Consider the following 26,308-nt stretch of genomic DNA (forward strand, 5'->3'; position numbering starts at 1 on the left):
AGGCTCAGTCCCGGATCGGGCCGTCCACCGGGTCGAGGTGGTACGGGCGCATCGCGCGGCCCGCGTCGCGGTAGACGTGGATGGAGACGGCCGGGTCCGGGCCGTCGTTGCGGACCTCGTGCACGTACCCCGGCCCGAACACCCGCGACTGCCCCGCGGACAGGGCGTGCAGCTCGGTGACCGCGCGGCCGTCCGGGGCGCGGCGCGCCACGGCCTCGGTCAGGCGGCCGCCGACCACCGTGAACGCGCCGCTGGCGAAGGCGTGGTCGTGCAGGTCGGTGCGCTGGCCGGGCAGCCAGCTCATCAGCCAGACCTCTTCACGCTCGTCCTTCGACACCAGCGTCGCGAAGCGCTCGTCGGGGTCGTAGCGCAGCAGGTGGCGCCAGCGGTCGCGGTCGGCGGCCACCTCGAGGGCGACGCGCACGGGGTGGCGCAGCGCGGGGTTTTCGGGACGCAGCAGGGTGTTGTCCGGAACGGCGAACATGGGGTCCTCACGGGGAAGAAAGTGTCGAGCTGGGCCGGGGCTGGGTTCACCGACAACAGCGACACGCGCACACGCTCGCGCCCAGGCCCATGCGGCCCCGCGGCTGAGTCGTCTCGTGCGCGAACATGCGATCAGAGTCCCAGCCGCTTCCGGCCCGGTCAAGCCGTCCCATCTGCCGGGAGCGTCAGGACCACTCGTGCTTCTGGGACCGCCCGAGCAGCTCCGCACCGGCCTGGCGGGGGTCGACGCCCTCGTGGCAGACGCGGTGCATGGCGTCGGTGATCGGCATGTCGACCCCGACGCTCTGCGCCAGTGCCCGGATCGACGAGCACGACATGACGCCCTCGGCGACCTGCCCGCCGGTGGCCGCCTGCGCCTGTTCGAGGGTCTCGCCGCGGCCGAGGCGTTCGCCGAAGGTGCGGTTGCGCGAGAGCGGGGACGAGCAGGTCGCGACCAGGTCGCCGACGCCGGCGAGCCCGGCGAAGGTGAGCGGGTCGGCGCCGAGCTTCGCGCCGAGCCGGGCCATCTCGGCCAGGCCGCGGGTGATCAGCGTGGCCATCGTGTTCGTGCCGAGGCCGAGGCCCGCGGCCATCCCGGTGCTGAGCGCGATGACGTTCTTGCAGGCGCCGCCGAGCTCGCAGCCGACGACGTCGGTGTTCGTGTAGGGGCGGAAGTAGGAGTTGGCGCAGGCGCGCTGGATCGCCACGGCGCGTTCGTGGTCGGCGCAGGCCAGCACGGAGGCGGACGGCTGCCCGGCGGCGATCTCCTTGGCCAGGTTCGGCCCCGTGACGACGACGACCTCGCCTCCGTCGATCCCGACGATCTCGCCGATCACCTCGCTCATCCGCTTGAGCGTGCCGAGCTCGACCCCCTTGGCCAGGCTGACCAGGATGGCGTCGGGCGGCAGCAGGCCACGCCACGCCGTCAGGTTCGCCCGCAGGCTCTGGCTGGGCACGGCGAGGACGACGGCGTCGGCGGTTCGCAGTGCTTCCGCGGGGTCGCTGGTGGCGGTGATGTTCTCGGGCAGGGGCACGCCGGGCAGGTAGGCGCGGTTGGTGTGCCGCTCGCGGATGTCCTCGGCGACCTGTTCGCGGCGCGCCCACACGGTGACGTCCCGCCCGGCGTCGCCGAGCACCTTGGCGAAGGCGGTGCCCCAGGAGCCGGCCCCGAGCACGGTGACCCGCTGCACGTCGGCGCGCATCAGGCGGGATCCCCCGGCTTCGCCGTGGGCGGTTCCTCGTGCCGGATCTCGGCCAGGAGCCGGGTCACCTCGTCCATCATGACCTTGGTGACTTCGCGCAGCTTGGTGGCGCTGCGGGTGTTGCCGCCGCGGTAGGCGGACAGGTCGATCGGGTCGCCGACGGAGTGGGTGATCGTCTTGCGCGGGAAAGGCCTGAACTTCTTCGTGTAGCCGTCGAAGATCAGGCTGGTGCCCCACCGGGCGACGGGGATGATCGGGACGTCGTTCTGCAGCGCGAGCCGCGCGGCGCCGGTGAAGGACTCCTTCGGCCAGCCGGCGGGGTCCTTGGTGATGGTGCCTTCGGGGTAGATGACGACGATCTTGCCGTCCTGGAGGGCCTGGTGCGCGGCCTTGAGGCTGTCCCCGGCGGCGGCCGACCCCCGCGAGACGGGGATCTGCCCGGACCCGGAGACGATCGGCCCGAGGATCGGCGCGCGCGTCAGGCTCTCCTTGAAGAGGAACCGCGGGACGCGCTTCTGCCGGTGCACGAAGACGGCGTCGACGGCGGGATCGAGGTGCGAGATGTGGTTCATGACGAGCAGGGCGGGCCCCTGCCGCGGGATCTTTTCGGCCCCGACGTAGACCCGCCGCGCAATGGCGGTGAGCGGGTAGAACAGTACGGCGGCGAGCCCCACCCAGAAGCCGCCCTTCTCACGCCGGGCCACGATCTCCTCCTCCGTCGGTCACATCCGGCGTTGATCCTGCCGCGCCGGGCTCGGGGCAGTCCAGGGAGGGTGGGTTCGCCCAGCTCGAGACCGGTTCCGGCCGGGTCGGGCGGGTCGGGCGGCCATCCCCGGGCCCCACCTCCCCCAAGTTGTCCACAACCCCCGTCGCCTGTGGACAACCCGCCCGGCCCGCCGACACCGGCGCAAGCTTTCCGGTAAAGATGGACACGTGGACGTGGATCTGGTCGTGCCGATGAAACACCCCCGCGACGGCAAGTCGCGGCTGCGTGGTGCCGTCGAGGCGGACCGCCACCCCCGGCTCGTCCTCGCGCTCGCCAAGGACACCCTCGCCGCCGTCGTCTCCAGTGCGCACGTGCGGCGGGTCCTGCTCGTCGCCGCCGACGCGGGAGCCGTCGCCGAACTGGGGGAACTCGGGGTCGAAATCGTCACCGAACCCGCGGAGAAGACGCTCAACGCGGCCTTCCGCCACGGCGAAGCCCTGCTCAAAGCCGGCGACCCGGGCGCCGTCGTCGGCGCGCTCCAGGCCGATCTCCCCGCGCTCAGCGCCGGCGATCTCACCGCCGCCCTCGCCGAGGCCGCCGGGCGGCGGGCCTTCGTCGCCGATCGGCAGGGCACCGGCACCACCCTGCTGCTGGCCGCGCCCGGCGCGCCCCTCGATCCGCGCTTCGGGCCCGGGTCCGCGAGCCGGCACGCCGCTTCCGGAGCCGTCCCGCTGGCCCAGCCCCTGCCGACCCTGCGCAGCGACGTCGACACCGCGGATGATCTGGGTCACGTACGCGCCCTCGGTGTGGGAAAACACACCGCCGAGCTGTTCACCTGACCTTCACCGTGGCCTGCGCAATCCGGCCCCGCTTAGTGAAGAATGGGGGCCGTGAGCACAGACGACGGCGGCACGCCCGCACCGCGGAGGCGACGGAACCCGGCCAGCGCCGAGACGGCGAAGAAGACGACCACCGCCAAGAAGGTGCCGTCCAAGTCGACCGCACGCGACACCGCCGCCCGCGCCACCGCCGGCAAGGCGCGCGCCCGCAAGGCCACGACCGCCGCGGCCACCCCGGCGGCGACGCGGCGACGCAGCTCCACGCAGGGCAACGCGAGGGCGGCCGAGGAGTTCCGGGCCGTGCCGTCGGCGCCGCCCGCGGTCACCGCCGCGCCGACCGCCGTCGAGACGCTGCCCGACGACCGGTACTTCAACCGCGAGCTGTCGTGGCAGGACTTCAACGCGCGCGTGCTCGCGCTGGCCGAGGACGAGTCGCAGCCGCTGCTGGAGCGGGCGAAGTTCCTCGCCATCTTCGCGTCCAACCTGGACGAGTTCTACATGGTCCGCGTCGCCGGCCTGAAGCGCCGCGACGAGACCGGCCTGCTGGTGCGCAGCGCGGACGGGCTCACCCCGCGCGAGCAGCTGGGCTACATCGCCAAGCGCAACCAGGACCTCGTCGAGCGGCAGACCGGCGCCTTCGAGAAGCACCTGCGCCCCCAGCTGGCCGAGCAGGACATCCACATCGTCGGCTGGGCCGACCTGGCCGGCGCCGACCAGCTCCGGCTGTCCAGCTACTTCTCCGAGCAGATCTTCCCGGTCCTGACGCCGCTGGCCGTCGACCCGGCACACCCGTTCCCGTACATCTCGGGCCTCTCGCTCAACCTCGCGGTGACGGTCCGCGACCCGGAAGGCGGCACCGAGCGCTTCGCCCGCGTGAAGGTGCCGAGCAACGTGCCGCGCCTGATGCGCATCGAGACCGAGCGGACCAGCCGGACGGCGACGTTCCTCCCCCTCGAAGAGCTCATCGCCGCCCACCTGGGTGAACTGTTCACCGGCATGGACGTCACCGAGCACCACGTCTTCCGCGTCACCCGCAACGCCGACTTCGAGGTCGACGAAGACCGCGACGAGGACCTCCTCCAGGCCCTCGAGCGCGAGCTGGCGCAGCGCCGCTTCGGCCCGCCGGTGCGCCTGGAAGTCGCGCAGGACATGAGCGAGCACATGCTCGAGCTGCTGCTGCGCGAGCTGGACGTCGACCCGGCCGACGTCGTCGAGGTGCCCGGCCTGCTCGACCTGACCTGCCTGCACCAGCTGTCCGCTGTGGACCGCAAGGAACTGAAGGACCGGCCCTTCGTCCCGGCGACGCACCCGGCGTTCGGCGAGCGCGAGACGCCGAAGAGCGTGTTCGCGACGCTGCGCGAGGGCGACGTGCTGGTCCACCACCCCTACGACTCGTTCTCCACCAGCGTGCAGCGCTTCATCGAGCAGGCGGCGGCCGACTCGAAGGTCCTCGCGATCAAGCAGACGCTGTACCGGACCTCGGGCGACTCGCCGATCGTCGACGCGCTGATCGACGCCGCCGAGGCGGGCAAGCAGGTCGTCGCGCTGGTCGAGATCAAGGCGCGCTTCGACGAGCAGGCCAACATCACCTGGGCGCGGACGCTGGAGCGCGCCGGCGTGCACGTCGTGTACGGCCTGGTCGGGCTGAAGACGCACTGCAAGGTGTCGATGATCGTGCGCCAGGAGGGCTCGACCATCCGCCGCTACTGCCACATCGGCACCGGCAACTACAACCCGAAGACCGCGCGGCTCTACGAGGACATCGGCCTGTTCACCGCCGACCCGAGCATCGGCGCGGACGTCACGGACCTGTTCAACGTCCTGACCGGCTATTCGCGGCAGGACACCTACCGGACGATCCTGACGTCGCCGCACGGCATCCGCCGCGGCATCGTCCGCGCGATCGGCGAGGAGATCGAGCTGGCGCGGGCCGGGCAGCAGGCCGGGATCCGGATCAAGTGCAACTCACTGGTCGACGAGCAGGTCATCGACGCGCTCTACCACGCGTCGCAGGCCGGAGTGCCGGTCGAGATCGTGGTGCGCGGGATCTGCACGCTCAAGCCGGGCGTCGAAGGCCTGTCGGAGAACATCCACGTCCGGTCGATCCTCGGCCGGTTCCTGGAGCACTCGCGGATCTTCAACTTCCGCGCGGGCGGGACGCACTGGATCGGCAGCGCGGACATGATGCACCGCAACCTGGACCGGCGGATCGAGGCGCTGGTGCGCGTCAAGGACCCGAAGCTCACCGCGCAGCTCGACAACATCTTCGACTCGGCGCTGGACCCGGCGACCCGCTGCTGGGTGCTGACCGCGAGCGGCGAGTGGTCGCCGTTCCCGGCCGACGGCTCACGCGTGCGGGACCACCAGCTGGAGCTGGCGAAGCTGCACGGGGCCGCCGGATGACCCAGGAGGTACGGGCGGCCGGCGCGGTGCTGTGGCGCGTCGCCGGGGGCGTGACCGAGGTCGCGCTGGTGCACCGCCCGCGGTACGACGACTGGTCGCTGCCGAAGGGGAAGCTCGACCCGGGCGAGACGATCGCCGAGGCCGCGGTGCGCGAAGTGCGGGAGGAGACCGGGTTCACCGCGGTCCTGGGCCGCTACCTGGCCCGGACGGCGTACCCGGTGCCGGCGCGCCGCGGTTCCGGGACGGTGCCCAAGACCGTCGACTACTTCGCCGCGGAAGCGGTTTCCGGCGGGTTCGCGACGAACGACGAGGTCGACGAGCTGCGCTGGCTCGAGCCGGCGGCGGCGGAGAAGCTGCTGACGCGGCCGGAGGACGTGCGGGTGCTGCGGGCGTTCGGCGAGCTGCCGGTGGGCCTGACGACGCTGTTGCTGGTGCGCCACGCCAAGGCGGGCAAGCGCGACGAGTGGTCGGGCGACGACGACCTCCGCCCGTTGTCGGAGGCGGGCCAGCGCCAGGCGGCGGCCCTGCGCCGGGTGCTGTCGTTGTTCGGCCCGGACCGCGTGCTGTCGGCCCCGCGGCTGCGGTGCGTGCAGACGGTGCACGGGGTCGCGGAGGACGTCACGGCCGAAGTCCGCCACGAGCCGGTGTTCTCGGAAGAGGGCTACTGGCCGGACCCGGTCCTGGGCGTGGCGCGGCTGCTGGCGGTGGCCGGAGACGGCGGGACGCCGGTGGTGTGCAGCCAGGGCGGCGTGATCCCGGACCTGGTGAGCGCGCTGGCGGACCGCGACGGCGTCGAGCTCCCGGCCGCGCGCGGCGGGGTGGTGCCGAGCAAGAAGGGCTCGTTCTGGGTGTTGTCGTTCCGGCCGCCGACGGACTCGGCGGGCCCGGTCCTCGTGGCCGCGGACTACCACCCGAGCGCGCTCCCCGCCCCCGCCCCCAGCCACTCCTGAGCCGCGCCGGCGACGCGCCGGCCAGGACGAGACAGCGGCGTGACAGTCGATCTTGGTGTACTTGTCCCGGGTCCCGCTGGGCTGCGCCGGGCTAGGGGTACGGCGCATCCCCGGGCGAGGGGGTTTCCGCCGGAACCGTGGCCAGCAGGGCCTGCACCTGTGCGACGCGGGGGTCGCCGAGGCGCTGGCTGACGGTCAGCGCCTCGGCCCAGTGGCCGCTCGCCTCGCGCTCGCGGCCGGTGCGGCGCTTGAGCCGGCCGAGGGTGATCTGGACGTCGATCGTGCCGTAGTCGGCGTTCAATTCCTTAAGTTCGGCGAGCGCGTCGAGGCCCGCCCGCTCCGCTTCGTCGTGCCGGCCCGCTCCTTCGAGGGCCTCGGCGACGTTCCCGAGCGCGAGCGCCGCGTGGTAGCGGTCGCCCAGTTCCGCGAACGCTTCGTGGGCCGTCTGCGCTGCTTCGGCGGCGTGGTCGTAGTCGCGCAGGCCGATGCGGCTCGCGCTGACGTTGAGGAGCGCGTGCGGCACGAAGGTGCGCTGGCCGTGGTCGCGCGCGAGGTGGACGGCCTGCATTGCGTAGCGTTCCGCTTCGGCGTATTCGGCGCGGACGTAGTAGGCGCCGGCGAGGTTGGACAGGATCGCCACCGCCAGCGCGGTGCCCTCGCCGCTCTCGGACGCGGCGCGCGCTTCCTCCAGCGCTTCGAGTGCCTTGTCCGGCTGGAGGGTGCGCAGGTAGGCGGAGCCGAGGTTGTTGGCGCTGTACTGCAGACCGGTGCGGTCGCCGGCGTCGCGGGTCGCGGCGACGGCCGTGCGCGCGGTGGCGATCCAGTCGTCGCGGTCGTGGCGTTCGGCGAAGAACCCGCGCAGGAGCCAGGCGAGCTGCCAGGCGTGTGCGGTCCAGCCGTGCCCGGCGGCGATGCCGACGAGTGCCGTGAGGGCCTGGCGTTCGGTGGTGTACCAGGCGATCGTCTGCTCGTGCTGCGCGAAGCGGACCGCGGGCAGCGGCGGCGGGTCGAGCGTGATGTCCTCGGTGAGCAGGTCCGGCCGGACGAGCTTGTTCGCTTCGGCGACGCTCGCGAGGTACCAGTCGAGGAGCCGGCGCAGTGCCGCCGCGCGTTCGGCCTCCGTCGTTTCGGTTTCGACGAGCTCGCCGGCGTAGACGCGCAGGAGGTCGTGGAACTGGTAGCGGTCGGTGCCGGGCTGGTTGAGGAGGTGGGCGGCGGCGAGCTGGTCGGCGAGTTCCCGCGCTTCGCGCAGGCCGGCGCCCGCGAGCGCGGCGGCCGAGGACAGGCTGAACCCGTGGCCGGGGTGCAGGCCGAGCAGCCGGAAGAAGCGGGCCGCGGCCGGGCGCAGTGCCTTGTAGGACCAGGAGAACGCGGCCCGCAGGTCGGTCCCGGCGTCCTGCGGGTCGCGGAGGGTGTCGAGCCGCAGCCGCTGGTCGCGGAGCTCCTCGACGATTCCCGCGAGCGAGACGCCGGAGAACCGGGAAGCGCGTTCCCCGGCCAGCGCCAGTGCCAGCGGCAGGCGGCCGCAGAGCTCGACGAGTTCGGCGACGGCGCCGGGCTCGGCGGCGACGCGCTGCGACCCGACGCTGCCGGCGAGCAGCGCGGTCGCGTCCCGGTCGTCGAAGGACCGCAGGGCGATCCGGCGGGCACCGTCGCGGGCGACGAGGCCGCGCAGCTGGTTGCGGCTGGTCACCACGACGAGGTTGCCGGGCCCGGGCAGCAGCGGGCGGACCTGGTCGGCGTCGCGGGCGTTGTCGAGCAGCATGAGCGTGCGGCTGCCCGCCAGCCTGCTGCGCAGCAGGGCCGAGCGTTCCTCCACGGTGGCGGGCAGGGTTTCGGCCGGGACGCCGAGGGCGCGCAGGAAGCCGGCGAGCGCGGCGCCGGGGGTGACCGGGGTTTCGGCGGAGTGCCCGCGCAGGTCGAGGAACAGCTGGCCGCCGGGGAAGCGCTCGCGGACTCTGTGGGACCAGTGCACGGCCAGCGACGTCTTCCCGACGCCGGCGGTGCCTTCGATGACGACGATGCCTTCGACGACGATGCCTTCGACGACGATGCCGGACGCGCCCCCGGGCGGCAGCCGGTCGAGTTCGGCGAGTTCCGGGCCGCGGCCGGTGAACCCGGCGACGTCGAAGGGCAGCTGCCGCGGCACGGTGTGGCCGACCGGATCGGCGTCGGCGGCGAGCAGTTCCGCGTGCAGGCGGCGGAGGTCTTCGCCGGGCTCGACGCCCAGTTCGTCGGCGAGCAATGCGCGCAGGCCGGCGTAGCGCGCGAGTGCTTCGGCGCGGCGCCCGGACCGGGCGAGGGCGCGCACCAGCCGTTCCCACAACGACTCCCGCAGCGGGTGCTGCGCGACGAGGTCGGTGAGTTCGGCGACGAGCCGCGCGTCGGGCACGAGGCCGGCGTCGAGGTCGATGCGCTGTTCGACGGCGAAGAGGTAGCGCTCGGTCAGCAGCGGCCCCCATTCCGCGGCCAGCGCGGGCGAGCCGACGCCTTCGAGGGGGACACCGCCCCAGGCGTCGAGGGCGGTGGCGAGCAGTTCCCGGCGGCGGGCGGGTTCCGCCGCGGCGGCGGCCTGGTCGAGGGTTCGGAGGAAACGCAGGGCGTCCACCCGGGACGGGTCGACGACGAGCCGGTAGCCGTCCGGTTCGGTGACGACGGAGTTGTCGCCGCAGAGGCGGCGCAGGCGCATGACGTAGGTTTGCAGGCTGCCCCGGATGTGCGCGGGCGGCGTTTCGCCCCAGACCCCGCGCGCGAGGGCATCGATCGACACGAGCCGCCCGGCGGAGAGCGCAAGGGTGGCGAGCAGCGCACGCTGGCGCGAACTGGTCAGCACGACCGGCGAACCGTCGACGAGCACCTGGAACGGGCCGAGCAGCCGGATGTCGATGGTGGTCGCCCCCAGGTTCGCCTCGCGCAGCCCGGCCCCGCCGGACGCGGGCCCCGAGGAAGGCAGCGTGGCATCACTCGGCCGGGCGCTCAAGCAACTTTGCGAAATTGGCCGGAACCGGTTTCGCGGTAGGGGCTGGGCCGAGCGGGTGACGCGGGAGTCCGTTCGGGACACCGGCTGGTGCGGTGAGTGACTCGCGGCTGGCGCGGGTTCGGGATGGTCGGGTTGCTTGCGTAGGTGCGGGAGATGTTCGGGTCTCGGCTTGCGGCTCGGCTTGCGGTCTCAGCTTGCTTGACCGGGCGGCCGGTTCGCTCCGGTCTGGGCTCGCCTGCGATCCGGGCGTGCAGGTACGCCGACCGACCCTCTGGGCACGCAAGCCGACTCTGCAGGTACGCGGGTCGACTCTTCCGGTACGCGGCCGACCCCCAGCGGCACGCCAGTCCACCCGGTACGCGGCCGACTCTCGCGGCACGCAAACCGACTCGTCGCGCACGCCAGCCGACCCACGCCGGTGCACGGCCCACCCTCGCGGCACGCAAACCGACTCTCCACGCGCGCCAGCCGACCCACGCCGGTGCACGGCCGACTCTCGCGGCACGCAAACCGACTCGTCGCGCACGCCAGCCGACTAACCCGGTACGCAAGCCGCCTCTGCGGGCACACGAGCCGAGCGTTGCAGCGCGCAAGCCCAGGCTGCCTGTTCTCGGGCGGCTGGCGGCGGATCACTTGTGCTGCACCGGGGCCGACATGCGTCAGGGCCCCGCGCGTCGCGCGGGGCCCTGACGGAAAAGCTGCTCGTCCAACAGGGGGTCGCCCCCTGGGGGTCCCCCGGATTTCACGTTACCGGAGGGGTACGACAGTTTCGGGCCGATCAGTCCTTCTTCGCCGCGGCAGAGGTCCGCCTTGCCGGGGTCTTGGCTGCGGTGGTCTTGGCCGCCGGGGACTTGGCCGTGGTGGTCTTGGTCGCCGTGGTTTTGCGGGCCGTGGTCGTGCGAGCCGTCGCCGTCTTCGCCGCCGGGGACTTCGCGGCCGTAGCAGGCTTCGCCGTGGCCGACTTCGCGGCAGTGGCCGACTTCGCCGCCGCAGCGGGCTTCGCCGCCGCCGCCGGCTTCGCAGCCGTCGTCGACTTTGCCGCCGTCCGCGTCCGGGTCGTTGCCGGCTTTGCCGCCGCCGTCTTCGGGGGCGCCGTCTTCGGAGCCGCCGCCGGACGTGTCCGGGTCGTCGTCGCCGGACCCGTCGCCGCCGGGCGGGAGGCCGATGCCCTTCCGGCCGGGGTCGCCTTCGGGAGCTTCTTCGCGCCCGAGACGACGTCCTTGAACGTCGTTCCCGCGCGGAACGCCGGGACGTTCGTCTTCTTCACCCGCACCGCCTCGCCGGTGCGCGGGTTGCGGGCCGTCCGGGCTGCTCGGGCGCGCTTCTCGAACACCCCGAAGCCCGTGATGTTGACCTTCTCGCCCTTGTTGACCGTCCGGATGATGATGTCGACCAGACCGTCGACCGCCTCGGCGGCGGCCTTCTTGTCGCCCAGGCGCTCGGTCAGCGCCTCGATCAGCTGGGCCTTGTTGGCCATGTCCAGTCCTCCAGGAGGCTCCACGGCCGCGTCGGCCGGCTAGCGACACGGTATTACCAACGCAGCACGAATCCAACGGCACAGGGAAAGTTTCCCGGTGCCGCCGCAATCCGGGAAAAGCCGCCCGGACGGAGGTGGGATCCCTTGATGAGCAAGCGATCCCACCCCGGGGCTAGGCGGTCACCGGTGTCGTCGTCGGCTTCCAGGACGGGCGGCCCGCCTCGAAGCTGTCGATCTGCTCGGCGTGGCGCAACGTGAGCGCGATGTCGTCGAGGCCCTCCAGCAGCCGCCAGCGGACGTAGTCGTCGATCTGGAACGGCGCGGTGAAGTCCTTGGCCCGCACGGTCTTGGTCTCGAGGTCGACCGTGACCTCGGTGCCGGGCTCGTTCTCCAGCAGCTTCCAGAGCAGCTCGACGTCGTGCTGCTCGCACTGCGCGGCCACCAGGCCGCCCTTGCCGGAGTTGCCGCGGAAGATGTCGGCGAACCGGGCGGAGATGACGACCCGGAAGCCGTAGTCCATCAGCGCCCAGACGGCGTGCTCGCGCGACGATCCGGTGCCGAAGTCCGGGCCCGCGACCAGCACGCTCCCGTTCCGGAACGGCTCCTGATTGAGGATGAAGTCCTCGTCACCGCGCCAAGCGGCGAACAGGCCGTCCTCGAACCCCGTCCGCGTCACCCGCTTGAGGTAGACGGCCGGGATGATCTGGTCGGTGTCCACGTTGGACCGGCGCAGCGGGACGCCGACGCCGGTGTGCTGGGTGAACGGTTCCATGGCGGTAGCTCCTCGGGTGGGTCAGCGGGCGGCGGTCAGCAGGTCTTCCGGCGACGACAGCGTGCCCCGCACGGCCGTGGCGGCGGCCACGAGCGGCGAGACCAGGTGCGTCCGGCCGCCCTTGCCCTGCCGGCCTTCGAAGTTGCGGTTCGACGTCGACGCGCTGCGCTCGCCCGGCTTCAGCTGGTCCGGGTTCATGCCGAGGCACATCGAGCAGCCGGCCTGGCGCCACTCCGCGCCCGCCTCGGTGAAGACCTGGTCGAGCCCCTCGGCCTCGGCGGCCTGGCGCACGCGCATCGAGCCCGGAACCACCAGCATCCGGACCGAGTCCGCCACCTTCCGGCCGCGCAGCACCTCGGCCGCGGCCCGCAGGTCCTCGATCCGGCCGTTGGTGCAGGACCCGAGGAAGACGGTGTCGACCGAGATCTCCCGCAGCGGCGTCCCCGGCTTCAGATCCATGTAGGACAGGGCTTTTTCCGCGGCGATGCGGTCGTTCTCGTCGGGGATCTGCTCGGGGTCGGGCACCTCGGCACCCAGCGGGAGGCCCTGGCCGGGGTTGGTGCCCCAGGTGACGAACGGCGTCAGCTCGCTCGCGTCCAGGTGCACCTCGGCGTCGAACTCCGCCCCTTCGTCGGTGCGCAGCTGCCGCCAGTTCTCGACCGCCGCGTCCCAGTCCGCGCCCTGCGGCGCGTGCGGACGCCCCTTCAGGTAGGCGAACGTCGTCTCGTCCGGCGCGATCATCCCGGCGCGGGCGCCGGCCTCGATGGACATGTTGCAGACGGTCATCCGCGCCTCCATCGAAAGCGCCTCGATGGCCTGGCCGCGGTACTCCAGGATGTAGCCCTGGCCACCGCCGGTGCCGATCTTCGCGATCACCGCGAGGATGATGTCCTTCGCCGTGACGCCGGGACGCAGCTCGCCGTCGACCGTGATCGCCATCGTCTTGAAGGGCCGCAGCGGCAGCGTCTGGGTGGCCAGCACGTGCTCGACCTCGGACGTGCCGATGCCGAAGGCGATGGCGCCGAACGCACCGTGCGTGGAGGTGTGGCTGTCGCCGCAGACCACGGTCATGCCGGGCTGGGTCAGGCCGAGCTGCGGGCCGATGACGTGCACGATGCCCTGCTCGGCGTCACCCATCGGGTGCAGCCGGACCCCGAACTCCTTGCAGTTGCGGCGAAGGGTGTCGACCTGGGTGCGCGAGACCGGATCGGCGATGGGGAGCTCGATGTCGACGGTCGGGACGTTGTGGTCCTCGGTCGCGATGGTCAGGTCGGGGCGGCGCACCGGCCGCCCGGCCAGGCGGAGGCCGTCGAAGGCCTGCGGGCTGGTCACTTCGTGCAGCAGGTGGAGGTCGATGTAGAGCAGGTCCGGTTCGGCGCCTTCGCCTCGGCGCACGAGGTGGCTTTCCCACACCTTCTCCGCCAGCGTGCGGGCCTTGCCGGTCGGGCTGGTCATCTCCGGCTCCTTCCACGGTCGGAACTCGGGCGCGCACCGGCGGAACGGATGCGAGCCGCGAAGGAAGGGCGCAGCTCGAGTTCGGGTTTCCCAGATACTGGACTTCCCAAAGTGCGGGACGCTAGTATCGGTTCGTGGGACAGCATAGCGGTATCGGAGTACTGGACAAAGCAGTGGCCGTCCTGCAGGCGGTCGCGGACGACCCCTGCGGCCTCGCGGAACTGTGCACGCGGACCGGCCTGCCCCGGGCCACCGCGCACCGGCTCGCGGTCGGCCTCGAGGTGCACCGGCTGCTGCGCCGCGGTCCGGACGGGCGCTGGCGCCCCGGTACGGCGCTGGCCGAACTCGCGGGCGGTTCGACGGACCCGCTGCTCGACGCGGCGGGCGTGGTGCTCCCGAAGCTGCGTGATGTCACGGGCGAAAGCGTCCAGCTGTACCGGCGCGACGGCGTCCAGCGCGTGTGCGTCTCGACGGCCGAGCCGCCGAGCGGGCTGCGCGACACGGTGCCGGTGGGTTCGCGGCTGCCGATGACGGCGGGCTCGGGCGCGAAGGTGCTCGCGGCCTGGGCGGACCCGCACACGCAGCGCACGATCCTGGCCGACGCGGTCTTCGGCGAGCGCACGCTCCTGGAGGTCCGGCGGCGCGGCTGGGCGCAGAGCGTGGCCGAACGCGAGCCGGGGGTGGCGAGCATCTCGGCCCCGGTGCGGGATTCCGCGGGAACCGTGGTGGCCGCGGTGTCGGTGTCCGGGCCGATCGAGCGGATCGGCCGCAAGCCGGGCGCGCGCTGGGCCGCCGACCTCCTCGCCGCGGCGGACGCTCTGCAAGAACGGCTCTGAGCTCCGGTGCGGCTCCATTGCGCCCGGCGGTCGCGCCTGGCACGGTGACCCGATGCTGAACGAGGTGGCCGACGGAGTTTGGGTGCGGCAGAGCGAATGGGTCTGGAGCAACACCACGGTGGTGCGCGGGGACGACGGGCTGGTCGTCGTCGACCCCGGCATCCACGGCGCCGAACTCGACGCGCTCGCCGACGACCTGGACCGGCTCGGGATCCCGGTCGTCGCCGGGTTCTCCACGCACCCGCACTGGGACCACCTGCTCTGGCACCCCCGCTTCGGCGACGTCCCCCGGTACGCCACGGCCGCCAACGCCCGCATCGCCGGCGAGGCACGGGAACGCGCCCAGGCCATGGCGAAGGAAACCGCGCCGGACATCCCTCTTGAACCGATCGCCCGGCTCACCCCGCTGCCCGCGGACGGCACCCCGATCCCGGGCGAGGTCATCGAGCACGACGCGCACGCCGTCGGCCACGCCGCCGTCCTGCTCGCCGACCGGCGCGTGCTGATCGCCGGCGACCTGCTGTCCGACGTCCTCATCCCGCTCCTCGACCCGCGCCGCGACGAGCAACCCGACGCCTACCAGGCCGTGCTCGACCGGCTGGAGAAGACCGCCGAACACGTCGACGTCCTGATCCCCGGCCACGGCGCGGTCGCCGAAGGCCGGGAGATCGCGGCCCGCTTCGCCGTCGACCGGGCCTACCTCGACGCGCTCCGGCGGGGCGAAGACCCGGACGACGAGCGCTGGGGGAAGCGTAAGTAGCGCCGTTCGGGTGACCGCGGGCGGAACCGCGTATTCGGTGACGGCGGCCACGTCTCCTCATAGTCGGCACCACACGAGGGGGATGACCACCATGCACACCGAACTCACGCGCCGGGCCATGGCGATGCTGCGGGCCGTCGGCGCGGGCCGGGCCGAACTGACCTGCAGCTGCGAACCCGACCTGCGGGTCGACGGCCTGCCGTGCTGCGACCAGGCGACGGCGCACCAGCTGGCGCGGGCCGGCCTGATCCGCCCCACCCGGGCCGGCGCCGTCGGGCAGTGGACGCGGGCGGAGCTCACCGACGCGGGCCGCCGGGCGCTGGGCGGCGCCCTCGCCGCCGCGTGAGGCAACCGTCCGGGCCGCTCGCGCGTGTAGCGGGCAAAACGCGAGGGGTGACCCATGAAGATCGCTGCCGCCCTGTTCGGCGCCGGCCTGCTGCTGACCGGCTGTGAGCGCACGCCGCCCACGGCCCCGGAGTCGCACTACCTGAGCCCGGTCGAGACGATCCCGCCGTCCCCGGTCGCCGATCCGGCCGCCGTGCGCTGGATGGACGGCTTCTGCGCCGCCGTCCGCGGCTACCAGGAGCGGACCAACCGCGAAGCCGGGCCCGCGCGGCCGACGCCCAGCAGCGTCGGCGAGGTGCAGCGGGCCATCAGCGCGGAGCTGGGCGGCCTCGCGGACCGCACGGGCGAGGCGATCGGCAAGCTGACCGCCCTGCCGCCCGCGCCCGTCCCGCTCGGCGAAACCGTCCGCACGGCCTTCGTCACGAAGTTCACCACGGCCCGCGATCGCGCCGCCGCCGCCAAAACCACGCTCGACCGCGCGAAGCCGAACAGCGAAGAATCCCAGGGTCCGGCCGTCCAGGCCCTGGACCAGGCCCAGGCGGACCTCGACGGCACCTACGACCCGGTCGGCGCCGTGACGGCATCGCCGGAGCTGATGCTCGCCGCGGTCAGCGCGCCCGGCTGCAAGGCCTGAACGCTCAGCGCCGCACGAGCGCGGCCTGCAGCGGCAGTGAACGCGACGACCCGCCCACGGACACCGTGAACCCGCCGCGCACCGGCTGCCACGCGTGGGCCGCCGTGTCCCAGACGGAGAAGTCGCGCGCGTCCAGGCGGATCGTCACCCGCTGGGCCTGGCCCGGCGCCAGCGAGACCCGCTCGAAGCCCTTCAGCTGGCGGGGCGGCTCGCCCGCGGCCGCCGGGAAACCCAGGTACAGCTGCGCGACCTCGGCGCCCGCCCGGTTGCCGGTGTTGCGCACCGTGAACGTCGCCGTGGCGCCGTCGCCCGTGGTGTGGACCGACAGACCCGAGTAGGCGAACGTCGTGTACGACAGGCCGTGGCCGAACGGGAACAGCGGGGCGCGGCCCTGCGCGTCGAACCACCGGTAGCCGACCTGCAGCCCCTCCGAGTAGGTCGCGACGCCGTCGACGCCGGGGAACTGCGCCGGGGTGTTCGCCGGGGTGTCGGCCTCCGCCGCGGGGAAGGTGATCGGCAGCTTCGCCGACGGGTTGACGTCGCCGAAGAGCACGCCCGCCACCGCCGCGCCGTCCTGCTGGCCGGGGTACCACGCCTGGAGGATCGCCGGCACGCGCGCCGCCCACGGCATGAGCACCGGGCCCCCGCTCTTCACCACGACGACGGTGTGCGGGTTGGCCTCGGCGACGGCGGTGACCAGGGCGTCCTGGTCACCCTCCAACGCCAGGCTCGGCCGGTCCCTGCCCTCGGTCTCGTTGTCCCCGACCATCACCACGGCGACGTCGGCGGTCCGGGCCAGGGCGGCCGCGCGGGCCACGTCGCTGCCGTCGTCCAGGGTCACCGTGGCGCCCGGGACGCGCTGCCGCAGGCCCGGCAACGGGTCCACAGTGGACGTCGGGATGACGGCCGAGCTGCCCCCGCCGCCGGTCTTGGCCTGGGTCGCGAACGGCCCGACGAGCGCGATCGACCGCACTCCCGCGTCGAGCGGGAGCTGGGCGTGTTCGTTGCGGAGCAGCACCATGCCGCGTTCGGCAAACTCCTTCGCGGCGGCGTCGTGCCGGGCCGTCGGCAGCGGGGTGAGCACCGGCGGGTGGTCGAACTGCCCGAAGGCGAACATCGTGCGGAACCGCGGCCGCAGCAGCTCGTCCACCCGCTGCTCGGTCACCTGCCCGGCCAGCACGGCCTGCTTCAGCTTCTCGCCGTACCAGGTGCCGTCGATCATCTCGAGGTTCATGCCCGCGTTCGCCGAGCCGACGGTGCTGTGCGCGGCACCCCAGTCCGACTGGACGAACCCGGTGAACCCCCAGTCGTCACGCAGCTTGCCCTGCAGCAGTGCCGGGTTCTCGCACATGAAGACACCGTTGATCTTGGGGAAGGCGCACATCACCGAGCCCGCGCGGCCTTCGGTGACCGCCTGCTCGAAGTGCGGCAGGTAGATCTCGTTGAGCGTGCGCTCGTCGATGTGCTCGTCGATGCCGAAGCGCTGGGTCTCCTGGTTGTTGGCCGCGTAGTGCTTGACCTCGGCGATGGTGCCGTTCTCCTGGATGCCGCGGATGTCCGCGGCGCCCAGCGCGCCGACCAGGAACGGGTCCTCCCCCATGCCCTCGAACGTCCGGCCGTTGCGGGGGACGCGGGCGATGTTGATGTCCGGCCCCTCGGACACGTTGTGCGCCAGCGCGCGGGTTTCACTGCCGATCAGCCGGCCGTACCGGCGGGCGAGCCCGGTGTCGAACGTCGACGCCAGCGCCATGGTGGCCGGCAGCGCCGTCGCCGGTTTCTGCGGCTTGTCGTCGGCGGGCCCCATGCCGGCGGGACCGTTGGCGATCCGGAACCCCGGCACGCCCAGCCGCGGGATCGGCGGCACGAACCGCTGGTGCCCGGCGTCGGGCTGCAGGTGCAGCTGGGAGATCTTCTCGTCGAGGGTCATCGCCGCGATCAGCTCGGCGGCCCGGCGGTCGGGTGACTGGCGGGCGTCGCGCCAGGGTTGCGCCTGCGCGGCCGCCGGCGTCGTCAGCGACAACCCCAGGACCACGGCGAGAACGAGCGGGCCGGTGCGCATCGAAGCCTCCCACGGCAGGCGGACGGACCAACGGCGGCCAAGCTAACCCATACCTGACAAGGAAACATAGGCTCGATTTCGTTCACGTACCTGAACGAGAATTGGACTCGACCATTTCCGCCGCTCAACCTGGCGGGAGCACCGGCGAACCGGGCCGGACCCGGGCGGAGAAAGCCCCTGATCGGCCTAACGGCGGGAGCGGCACCGGCCGGCCGACCCTCCAAAGAGGACACTTTGAGTCGGCGGGTCCCCCGGCCGCCGCCGGAGGGCCCGGGTCAGCGGGCCGCGGCCAGCCGCAGCGCCCGGTACACGAACTGCTGGTCACCCAGCCGGTGGCGCAGGTCGCGCTCCAGGCCCGCGATCGGGTAGAGGTTCTGCGGCGCCCGCGAGTCCTTGTACGCGACGGACGCGAACCGCCCCAGCACCGACTGGGTGACGTTCGCCAGCTCGGCGACCTGTTCGCGGCCGAGGTGCGGCGCCGCCTCCACGCGCACGACCCCCGACCACGGCGGGCCGCCCGCCGACGGCAGCCGCAGGTACCACGAGTGCCGGACCCACGTCGTGCCCATCAGGAACACCGGCGTGCGCTGGTGCGGACCGAGCCGGCCGACCAGCGCGTTGAGCTCGCCGGGCAGGTACGTCGTCTGGTGGCTCTTGATGAACCCCACGGCCCGGTCCAGGTGCGCGCGGCCGCGCAGCGGGCCGTCCACGACCAGCAGGTCCTCGCCGACGTGCCCGGCGATCGCCGTGCGCGCCCGGATCGCCGTGTCCAGCTCGGTTTCGGCCAGCTGCTCCTGCAACGCCGAGGACAGCACCACCGGCAGCGGCTTGTCCTCCTTCGCCGCCGCGCGGTGCGCCGTGTAGACGCCGGCCGGGGTGGCGATGTCGTCGGCCCGCGGGGCGACGGTGAACAGCCCGCGCCGGACGTCGGTGCCGACGACGTGCGCCCGTCCCGCACAGCAGCACACGACCCCCGCCGCGTAGGACGCACAGAGACCGATGGACGCCGAGTTCGTGCCGGCCGGGTCGTCGATCCAGACGCGGGCGTCGATCCGCCGGACGCCGTCGACGAACAGCACCGCTTCCGGCGGGGACACCGGCGACGGGTCGATCGGCGCCCACTCGGCCTCGGGGACCTCGACGTCGAGTTCGACCTCCGCCTGGGAACGCCCGAGGTCCTCGGCCTCCATCGAGCTGCCGTAGCCCGGGTCCCAGGCGTCGATGCTGAAGTTCATCCCGGCCACCGGATCGAGGTGGTGAACGGTCATGCGCCCTCCCTGGCGATGTGCGAGCCGGTGCCGTCCCGGGTGACCAGGAACCGCACCGGGACGCGCTCGGCGAGCGCCGGCACGTGGGTGATCACCCCGACCATCCGGGAGCCGGACGCGGCGAGGTTCTCCAAAGTGGACGCCACGACGTCGAGGGTGGCCTCGTCGAGCGTCCCGAAGCCCTCGTCGAGGAAGATCGACTCCAGGCGGGTCGCCCCTTCGGCCGCCATGGCCCCCAGCTGCGAAGACAACGCGAGGGCCAGGGCGAGGGACGCCTGGAACGTCTCGCCGCCCGACAGCGTCTTCACCGGACGGAGGGCGTCGGCCTCGTTGTGGTCCACCACCAGGAAGTCGCCCTTGTCGTGGGTCAGCTCGAACTGGCCGCCGGACAGTTCCAGCAGCGACGCCGACGCCTCGGCGACCAGCGTGTCGAGCGCCCCGGCGATCAGCCAGCGCGGGAACTTGTCCGAGCGCAGCAGATCCGCGAGCAGCCGCGCGACCTGGGCGTCGGACTCCGCGGCGGCGATGTCTTCGTGCAGCCCCGCCACCCGGGCCACGCGCCGCTGCATGTCCGTGTGGTCGGCTTCGGCGCGCGCCCGGGCCGTCGCGACGGCGACCGGGACGCGGTCGCGCACCGGTCCCGCCGGGACGGCGACCCCGAGCGCGGCGACGTCGTCGGCGACCGCGCGTTCGGCCGCCTGCAACGCTTCGGCCGCTTCGCCCTCGGCCGTCTCCGCGACGGCCAGCCGCTCGCGGTGGTCCTTCGCCTGGCCGGCGGCCCAGTCCGTGAGCGCGGTCCAGGCGCCCAGCAGGCTCTCGCCGTCGATCGGCGGGGCACCGAGACCGACCAGCGGGTCGCGGGCACGGGACAACCGCCGGCGCTCGGCCTCGACCTGGACGCCGATGCCCGCCTGGGCTTCCGTGGCGCGCTTCGCGGCCGCCCGGGCGGTCCGCAGCTCCGCGTCCGCCCGCTTCGCGGCTTCTTCCAGCGAAGCGACCTTCGCCAGTTGCTCGGTAACGGCTTCCGCGGACGGCGCGCCGTCGAGCGCCGCGACGAGTTCACCGTGCCGGCGCCGGGCGGTGGCGAGCTCGGTGGCCGCCGACTGCTCGGCCAGGCCCGCGTCGACCGCCCGCTTCCGCCGCTCCTCGGCGTTCCGCTCGGCGGAAGCCAGATCGTCGGCCGCGACGACGGCTTCCTTGCCCGCCGCTTCGGCCGCCGCTTCGAGCGCGGCCAGCGCCGTCCGCCGGTCCGCCAGCGTGGCCGCGGCCCACGCGGTGAGCCGCTGCCAGCCCGCCGGGACGTCACCGTCGTCGACCGCGGGCGCGCCCAGCTCCACCAAGGGATCGCGGGCCACCCGCAGCGCTTCCCGGGCCGCCGCGAAGGACTTCCCGACGACGTCGGCCTCGTCCTGCGCCGCCGCGCGTTCGGCGCGGGCCGCGGCCAGTTCCCGGTCGGCGGCGTTCGCGGCCTCGGCGACGCGGACGCGGCCGTCGATCGTCTTCGACAGCCACTCGCCGCGCTCGCGCACAGCGGCGACGAGGTCCGCGTAGTCCGGTTCGGTGAAGGACGCCTCGACCGGCCGCCGCAGCACCGCGGACTCCGGCGGCCCGGCCACTTCCGCCAGCACCGCGCGCAGTTCTTCCGCCTGAGCGGCGGCGGACGCGGCCGAGTCGGCGTCGCGGTCCACGGCCCGTTCGAGCGCGCGCAGCGCGGCTTCGGCCGTGGCACGCTCCCCTTCGGCGCGCTCGAGGCGTTCGCGGGCCTCGGCCAGGTGGGCGTGGCCGACGGAGTCCGGCAGGGCCGTGACTTCCTGCTCGCACACCGGGCACGGGTGCCCGACGGCGAGGCCGGCCCGCAGGCTCAGCGCCTGCCCGGCCCGTTCGGCTTCGGTCACCGCGGTCTTCGCCGCCGTCACTTCGGCGTCCGCCCGGGCGAAGGCGCCTCGCGCCGCCTCGAGTTCCGTCCGGCGCGCGGCCTGCTCGGGCGCGGCCTTCCGTTGTGCCTCGCACAGGGCGTACAGCGTGCGGGCATCGGAGCGGGCGGCGGCGAGCGGGGCGACGTCCGGTTGGGCGGCCAGCGCCGCCCGCGCTTCGGCGTCGGCCGTCTCCGCCGTGCCGAGGCGGGCGGCGGCCTCCGCCGTGCGCTTCGCCACGCGCGCCGCATCCGCCGACAGGTCCCCGAGATCCGCGGGCGGCCGCAGGGCGGCCAGGCGGTCGCGGTCCTGGCGGGCCCGGCCGGCTTCGGCCGCGGCGTCTTCCGCGGTCCGGGCGGTCGAGTCCCGGTTCTTCCGGGCCGCCTCGACGGCGGCGAGGGCTTCGGTGACCGAGACGGCGGCGGCGTCCTTCGCCTGCAACGCCGTCGTCGCCGCTTCTTCGAGCCGGGGAAGGGCCTTCTCCGTCTCCTCGAATTCGGCGCGGTCGGCGCGGAGGCGCTCCAGTTCGCCGCGCGCGGGGGCCGCGGCGAGGGCGGCACGAGCTGCTTCGTCCGCCGTCTCCGCGGTTTCCAGCGCGGTCCGGGCCGTCGTCACCGCGTCCGCGGCGGCGCGGCGCCGGGTTTCGAGGTCTTCGACGCCGTCCGGACGGGCCACGGAGTCGAGGATTTTCAGCTCGGCCGTGAGAGCGGCGACGCGTTGGCGGGCGTCGTCGTGCGCGCGGGTGGCGTCGTTCAACCCCGGCAGGGCCGCGTTCACCCGCGTCTCCAGCTCGGCCAGGGCCGCCATCCGCGCGGCCAGCTCGGCGACGGCTTCCTCGGTGGCGTCGGCGTAGCTGCCGAGTTGTTCGGCGAGGACGGCGGCGCGCTGCTTCTGCTGCTCCGCCGTCACGCCGGCCCGGCGGCCGATCCGCTCGTAGACCTCCAGGCCCAGCAGCTTGATGAGGATCTTCTGCCGGTCGGCGGCCTTGGCGTGCAGGAACTCGGCGAAGTCGCCCTGGGGCAGCGCCACGCAGGTGCAGAAGTGCTTGAACGTCAACCCGAGCAGGCGTTCGACCGCCGGGGTGACCTCGGAGTCCGCGGCGATCGGGTCGGCGTCGTCCTCGGGGCCGCCCAGTGCGGTGGGGTCGACGAGCCGTTCCAGGCGCACGTTCTTCACGCTGACCGTGGGTTTCTTGCCGCCGCTGCGCCGGACTTCCCGCACGACGTGGTAGCGCGCGCCGCCGGCGTCGAAGACCAGCCGGACGGTCGCGCGGTTCACCGTCGGCGCGAGCGCGGGCGCGACGAGGCCTTCGTGGTCCCAGCGGGCGACGGAGCCGTACAGCGCAAACGTGAGGGCGTCGATGACCGTGCTCTTGCCGGCGCCGGTCGGCCCGACGAGCGCGAAGTAGTCCGTGTCCTCGAAGCCGACTTCGGTCTTCTCGCGGAAGGACGCGAAGCCGGTCATCTCCAGCAGCACTGGCCGCATGTCACACCCCGCTCGTCTCTTCGTCGTGCAGCCGCGCGAAGAGCGCCTGCACGCGCTTGTCCTCGACCGTGCGGTCCGCGCAGTAGGCCGCGAACAGCTCCCCCGGCGAACGGTCCGCGACCGCGCGGTCGCCGTTCGACGTCGTCACCGGCGCGGCGAACTCCGGGTCGATGCGGATTTCCAGGGCGTTGGGCAGGGCTTCCTGGATCTCCTCGCGCAGCCCGGCCCTGGTCGCTTCGCGGAGGTAGACGCGGAGGTAGTCCTCCCCGAACTCCTCGGCGCGGCCGGTCAGTTCCGCCACCGTGCCGTGGACCGTCCGCAGCTTCCGGCCCGCGTTCAGCGGGATGTCGGTGATCTTCGCCGGCGTCGTGGGACTCACCTCCACCGAGAGCACGACGCTCGTGTTGTCCTGCTCGCCGAAGTCGACGGCGAACGGCGAACCGCTGTAGTGCACCGGGCACGCGGCGGGCAGCGACTGGCGCCGGTGCAGGTGGCCCAGCGCCACGTAGTGCGGGTCGGCGCCGAACGCCGTCGCCGGCACGTGGTACTCGAAGATGGACTGCGCGGCGCGCTCCCCGCCGCCCATCGTGCCGCCGGTGACCGTCAGGTGCGCCATGACGAGGTTCACCGCGCCGGGGGTGAACCCGGTCTTGAGGTGCTCGAGGATGTCGCGCACGCGCTGGTCGTACTCGCCGACGTTGTCCGCCGGCGTCCCGGCGAGCAGCTCCGCGGCGCGGACCGCGTAGCGCTGGGAAAGGAAGGGCAGCACGGCGACGTTGACGCGCTCGCCCGTCGAACGCGCGTCGAACGAGTACACCCCGCCGTCGTGCACCGGGCGCGGGTCGCCGGTGAGCTGGATGCCCGCGGCCTTGAGCAGGGGCCGGTACGCCTCGAAGGTGGCGGCGTGGTCGTGGTTCCCGGCGATGGCGACGACCTCGGCACCGGTTTCGCGCAGCGCCATCAGCGCCCGCACCACGAGTTCCTGCGCGGCCGCCGACGGCGCCGACGTCTCGTACAGGTCACCCGCGACGAGGATCGCGTCGAACGGCTCGTCCCGCGCGATCCGGACGATTTCGCCGAGCACGGCCCGCTGCTCGTCGAGGCGGTTGCGCCCCTTGAGCGTCTTGCCGATGTGCCAGTCGGAGGTGTGCAGGAACTTCACCCTCGGTCCTTCCGTTCGGGTGGTGGACGGTGGGCTTGCGATGGGCTCAGAACGGCGGCGGGTCGTCGCCGAAGGGGTCGCTGCCGCGCGAAGGGAGGCCGGCGAAGGGATCGGACTTCTTCGCCGTGGACGACCCCGCTGTTGTGGTCGGGATCCGCCCGGCCTCGGAAAGCCGCGTGGCCCAGGCCGGGAACGGGAAGCCGACGGCGATCGGCACCGGGATCTCCGGCTGGCTCACGAACATCGTGCCCGGCGTGGCGAGCGTCGCGCGGACCCGCTGGCTGGCCGGGAGAAAGCCGTACTCGGGCCGCGACGCCTCGGCGGCGTCGAGGCGGCCGACGATCCGGACCGAGCTGTTGCTGACGATCCGGCGCTCGACCTCGCTGGCGGTCTGCTGCGCGCCGATCAGGATGACGCCGAGGGAACGGCCGCGTTCGGCGATGTCCAGCAGCACCTCCTTGATCGGGCTGCTGCCTTCGCGCGGCGCGTACTTGTTGAGCTCGTCCAGCATGGTGAACAGCAGCCCGCCCGGGCCGGCCGCTTCCTTGCGCGCGGTCTCCGCGGCGAGCGTCACGCCGACGACGAACCGCTGCGCGCGCTCGACGAGGTTGTGGATGTCCACCACGGTCACCTGCTGGTTCTCCGTGGACAACTGGCGCGCGGGGTGGTCGGCGAGGTCGCCGCGGATGAGGCCGGAGAGCGCGCGCTGGCTCGAGCGCAGGCGGCGGATGAAGGCGTTCACCGTGCCGGCGCCGGTGACCGCACCCGCCCAGCTCGCCCGGGTTTCCTCGTCGGTGACGCGCTCGCAGATGACGTCGATGAGCTCGGCGTAGGTGCGGCACAGCACGCCGTCGACGTTCGCGGCGCCGTCCTTGCCCGCCGGTGTGCTGTCCAGCCGCAGGCGGTTCGCAACCTGGTGGATGACCATCGTGTACTGGTTGCGCTCGTCCTCGGCGTCGGCGAAGACGTAGGGCAGCAGGTCACGGGCGCAGAACTCCGCGATGGTCCACCAGAACGCGCCGACGCCCGAGGTCCGCCCGGTCACGTAAGGCTTCCCCGTGGTGTCCGACGGCGTCGGCGGCGCGTAGAAGCCGACGGACGCGAAGGGCTCGGCGGGCAGGCCCAGCCGGGCGTACTCCGCCTTGAGCTTCTCGTCGAGGTGGACGTTCGGGGTGTCGAGGAACAGCAGGTCCTCGCCCTTGACGGAGAAGACGAGGGCCTTGGCGTTGTGGGCGTTGGGCAGGGCGCCGCCGCGGAAGATCGAGTGCAGCAGGAACAACGCGAACGACGTCTTGGTGGCCACGCCGGAGACGCCGCTGATGCTGACGTGCGCGCCGCGGGTGCCGTCGAGGAAGTCCATGTTGAGGTAGACGGGTTCGCCGTCCCGGCCCAGCCCGACCGCCACCTGGCGGGTCATGTTGTCGAAGTACAGCGCCTGCGCGCGGTCCTCCCCCACGGCCCGCTCGACCCGGCTGCCCGGCCTCGGCGGCACGTAGCACTCGGGCTCGACGCGGGTGGTGGCGATCTCGGCGATCTCCTGCACCTGGGCGGGCAGGACCCCGTCGGAGATCAGGAAGACGTCGCTGCCGAAGCTGGCGCCCTCGTGTCGCGCGCTCACCTGCGTCACGATGCCGTAGGAGGTGACTTCGCCGAGCCCGGGCAGTTCCCGCCGGGTCACGACGACGTCGTCGAGCTGCAGATAGGCTTCCGGATCGATGGCCACGCAGAACTGCAGCGGCGTCGAGTCCTCGGTGCCTGCCACCCGGCCGACCACGGTGGTGAGCGTCTCCTGGTCCACGGTTCTCCCTGTCTCACCCGGCGCTTCCCCCCGCGGCAGACTAGCCCGCCGGGACGACGGTCCCCCGCCCAACACGGCGTTGCCGCGACCGGCGTCACCGCAGGCCACGACTGCGCCGAACGAGTGAGCTCACCCTTCGGGGAAGATCTTTTGTCACCGCAGGCCCTTTCCGTCACATACCAACGTGAGCCCGGAGAAGGAGGCCAAGTGAGCAGACCGGCCGAACAGACGTCCGACACCGCACGAGGCACGGAGCCGGCGCACGGGGCTCCCCCGGCCCCCGGCCATCCGGATCCGGCGTGACGGACGATTCCGGTGATTCGACCGAGGTTCTGGCCGAGCGTGCGCCGGACCTTCGCAAGTCCTGCTACGCCGAGCTGGCCGGGGTTCGCGGTGAAGCCGGCCAGCTCCGTCTCGGATGGCCGGGTGTTCGCGGACACAGTCCGGCTCGGATCCGGTCCAGAACCAGCGAGCGTGGCTGTGCGCAACATGGTGCTGGCCGCCACTGCCCGAAGACCAGCGGGATGCCCTGGCGCTCCGGCAGGCCGGCCCCGCGACGGAGGACATCGCCGGGCTCCTCGGCATCTCGGCGGACGCGGCGAAGAAGCGGGTTTCGAGAGCCCGCAAGCGCAGGAGGTGTGTCTCGCGGTGCTGACGGCATTGCCCTCGTACCGCGATCAAGGCCGCCCGTTTCTGGCCTTCGTCTACGGGATCGCCCAGCACAAGGTGGCCGACGCGCACCGCGCGGCGGCGCGCAACCGGGCCGAGCCGGTGGCCGAGA

General features: G+C 73.1%; 20 protein-coding genes and 1 pseudogene. 9 read left to right on the forward strand and 12 right to left on the reverse strand.

The features are described from left to right. Positions 1 to 4 precede the first annotated feature (4 nt). From ACLJOU_RS42160 to ACLJOU_RS42170, 3 genes are all read right to left on the reverse strand, one after another. Positions 5 to 484 carry a cysteine dioxygenase gene (locus ACLJOU_RS42160; protein ID WP_410574884.1) on the reverse strand — a complete coding sequence of 160 codons (480 nt, stop codon included), beginning with the start codon at positions 482 to 484 and terminating at the stop codon, positions 5 to 7. 184 nt (positions 485 to 668) lie between these two features. Further along, positions 669 to 1,685, reverse strand: coding sequence for an NAD(P)H-dependent glycerol-3-phosphate dehydrogenase (locus ACLJOU_RS42165; protein WP_410574885.1), 1,017 nt, complete (start codon positions 1,683 to 1,685; stop codon positions 669 to 671). Then, a complete protein-coding gene (locus ACLJOU_RS42170; protein WP_410574886.1) occupies positions 1,685 to 2,389 on the reverse strand; it encodes a lysophospholipid acyltransferase family protein in 705 nt (234 codons plus the stop codon). The genes ACLJOU_RS42165 and ACLJOU_RS42170 overlap by 1 nt, the downstream gene beginning before the upstream one ends. Before the next feature lie 229 nt (positions 2,390 to 2,618). Here ACLJOU_RS42170 and cofC point away from each other — a divergent pair, with 229 nt between their 5' ends. From cofC to ACLJOU_RS42185, 3 genes are read left to right on the forward strand one after another with little or no spacing between them, the layout of a single operon-like run. Then, positions 2,619 to 3,230 (forward strand): 2-phospho-L-lactate guanylyltransferase, encoded by a 612-nt coding sequence (gene cofC, locus ACLJOU_RS42175; protein WP_410574887.1) that lies wholly within the window; start codon positions 2,619 to 2,621, stop codon positions 3,228 to 3,230. A gap of 42 nt (positions 3,231 to 3,272) precedes the next feature. After that, on the forward strand, positions 3,273 to 5,633 hold the full coding sequence (locus tag ACLJOU_RS42180) for an RNA degradosome polyphosphate kinase (protein WP_410574888.1): 2,361 nt from the start codon (positions 3,273 to 3,275) through the stop codon (positions 5,631 to 5,633). Further along, positions 5,630 to 6,583, forward strand: a complete 954-nt coding sequence (locus tag ACLJOU_RS42185; RefSeq protein ID WP_410574889.1) for an NUDIX hydrolase — start codon at positions 5,630 to 5,632, stop codon at positions 6,581 to 6,583. The genes ACLJOU_RS42180 and ACLJOU_RS42185 overlap by 4 nt, the downstream gene beginning before the upstream one ends. A gap of 91 nt (positions 6,584 to 6,674) precedes the next feature. Here ACLJOU_RS42185 and ACLJOU_RS42190 read toward each other — a convergent pair whose 3' ends face one another. The 4 genes from ACLJOU_RS42190 to leuC form a co-directional block, all read right to left on the reverse strand. Continuing rightward, positions 6,675 to 9,563 carry a BTAD domain-containing putative transcriptional regulator gene (locus ACLJOU_RS42190; protein ID WP_410574890.1) on the reverse strand — a complete coding sequence of 963 codons (2,889 nt, stop codon included), beginning with the start codon at positions 9,561 to 9,563 and terminating at the stop codon, positions 6,675 to 6,677. Positions 9,564 to 10,341: 778 nt separating this feature from the next. After that, the gene (locus ACLJOU_RS42195; protein ID WP_410574891.1) at positions 10,342 to 11,040 is read right to left on the reverse strand and encodes an HU family DNA-binding protein; all 699 of its coding nucleotides are present in this window, start codon (positions 11,038 to 11,040) and stop codon (positions 10,342 to 10,344) included. Positions 11,041 to 11,212: 172 nt separating this feature from the next. Then, positions 11,213 to 11,812 carry a 3-isopropylmalate dehydratase small subunit gene (gene leuD / locus ACLJOU_RS42200; RefSeq protein WP_410574892.1) on the reverse strand — a complete coding sequence of 200 codons (600 nt, stop codon included), beginning with the start codon at positions 11,810 to 11,812 and terminating at the stop codon, positions 11,213 to 11,215. 21 nt (positions 11,813 to 11,833) lie between these two features. Next, a complete protein-coding gene (gene leuC, locus ACLJOU_RS42205) occupies positions 11,834 to 13,267 on the reverse strand; it encodes a 3-isopropylmalate dehydratase large subunit (RefSeq protein ID WP_410574893.1) in 1,434 nt (477 codons plus the stop codon). A 134-nt stretch (positions 13,268 to 13,401) separates the two neighbouring features. On the opposite strand from leuC, the gene ACLJOU_RS42210 reads away from it, so the two are divergent. From ACLJOU_RS42210 to ACLJOU_RS42225, 4 genes are all read left to right on the forward strand, one after another. Next, a complete protein-coding gene (locus ACLJOU_RS42210; RefSeq protein WP_004560682.1) occupies positions 13,402 to 14,103 on the forward strand; it encodes an IclR family transcriptional regulator in 702 nt (233 codons plus the stop codon). 52 nt (positions 14,104 to 14,155) lie between these two features. Further along, positions 14,156 to 14,863 carry an MBL fold metallo-hydrolase gene (locus tag ACLJOU_RS42215; protein WP_410574894.1) on the forward strand — a complete coding sequence of 236 codons (708 nt, stop codon included), beginning with the start codon at positions 14,156 to 14,158 and terminating at the stop codon, positions 14,861 to 14,863. A 91-nt stretch (positions 14,864 to 14,954) separates the two neighbouring features. Then, positions 14,955 to 15,209 carry a hypothetical protein gene (locus ACLJOU_RS42220; RefSeq protein ID WP_410574895.1) on the forward strand — a complete coding sequence of 85 codons (255 nt, stop codon included), beginning with the start codon at positions 14,955 to 14,957 and terminating at the stop codon, positions 15,207 to 15,209. Between the two features lie 54 nt (positions 15,210 to 15,263). Continuing rightward, positions 15,264 to 15,842 (forward strand): hypothetical protein, encoded by a 579-nt coding sequence (locus ACLJOU_RS42225; RefSeq protein WP_410574896.1) that lies wholly within the window; start codon positions 15,264 to 15,266, stop codon positions 15,840 to 15,842. Positions 15,843 to 15,846: 4 nt separating this feature from the next. Here the strand turns inward: ACLJOU_RS42225 and ACLJOU_RS42230 are convergent, their stop codons facing one another. The 5 genes from ACLJOU_RS42230 to ACLJOU_RS42250 form a co-directional block, all read right to left on the reverse strand. Next, complete coding sequence (locus tag ACLJOU_RS42230) at positions 15,847 to 17,901, reverse strand: glycoside hydrolase family 3 C-terminal domain-containing protein (RefSeq protein ID WP_410574897.1); 2,055 nt, start codon at positions 17,899 to 17,901, stop codon at positions 15,847 to 15,849. A 275-nt stretch (positions 17,902 to 18,176) separates the two neighbouring features. After that, the gene (locus tag ACLJOU_RS42235; protein ID WP_410574898.1) at positions 18,177 to 19,169 is read right to left on the reverse strand and encodes a hypothetical protein; all 993 of its coding nucleotides are present in this window, start codon (positions 19,167 to 19,169) and stop codon (positions 18,177 to 18,179) included. Further along, positions 19,166 to 22,567, reverse strand: a complete 3,402-nt coding sequence (locus tag ACLJOU_RS42240) for an AAA family ATPase (RefSeq protein ID WP_410574899.1) — start codon at positions 22,565 to 22,567, stop codon at positions 19,166 to 19,168. Before ACLJOU_RS42240 ends, ACLJOU_RS42235 begins: the two co-directional genes overlap by 4 nt. Position 22,568: 1 nt before the next feature. After that, the gene (locus ACLJOU_RS42245) at positions 22,569 to 23,729 is read right to left on the reverse strand and encodes an exonuclease SbcCD subunit D (RefSeq protein WP_410574900.1); all 1,161 of its coding nucleotides are present in this window, start codon (positions 23,727 to 23,729) and stop codon (positions 22,569 to 22,571) included. A 46-nt stretch (positions 23,730 to 23,775) separates the two neighbouring features. Beyond that, positions 23,776 to 25,527, reverse strand: coding sequence for an ATP-binding protein (locus ACLJOU_RS42250; protein WP_410574901.1), 1,752 nt, complete (start codon positions 25,525 to 25,527; stop codon positions 23,776 to 23,778). A gap of 418 nt (positions 25,528 to 25,945) precedes the next feature. On the opposite strand from ACLJOU_RS42250, the gene ACLJOU_RS42255 reads away from it, so the two are divergent. After that, on the forward strand, positions 25,946 to 26,182 hold the full coding sequence (locus ACLJOU_RS42255) for a sigma factor-like helix-turn-helix DNA-binding protein (protein WP_410574902.1): 237 nt from the start codon (positions 25,946 to 25,948) through the stop codon (positions 26,180 to 26,182). Beyond that, positions 26,152 to 26,308, forward strand: a pseudogene (locus ACLJOU_RS42260) (sigma factor); the annotation flags it as partial. The gene ACLJOU_RS42255 and the pseudogene ACLJOU_RS42260, both read left to right, overlap by 31 nt.

Origin of the sequence: Amycolatopsis sp. cmx-4-61, from assembly GCF_046548775.1 — a bacterium.
GTDB lineage: Bacteria > Actinomycetota > Actinomycetes > Mycobacteriales > Pseudonocardiaceae > Amycolatopsis.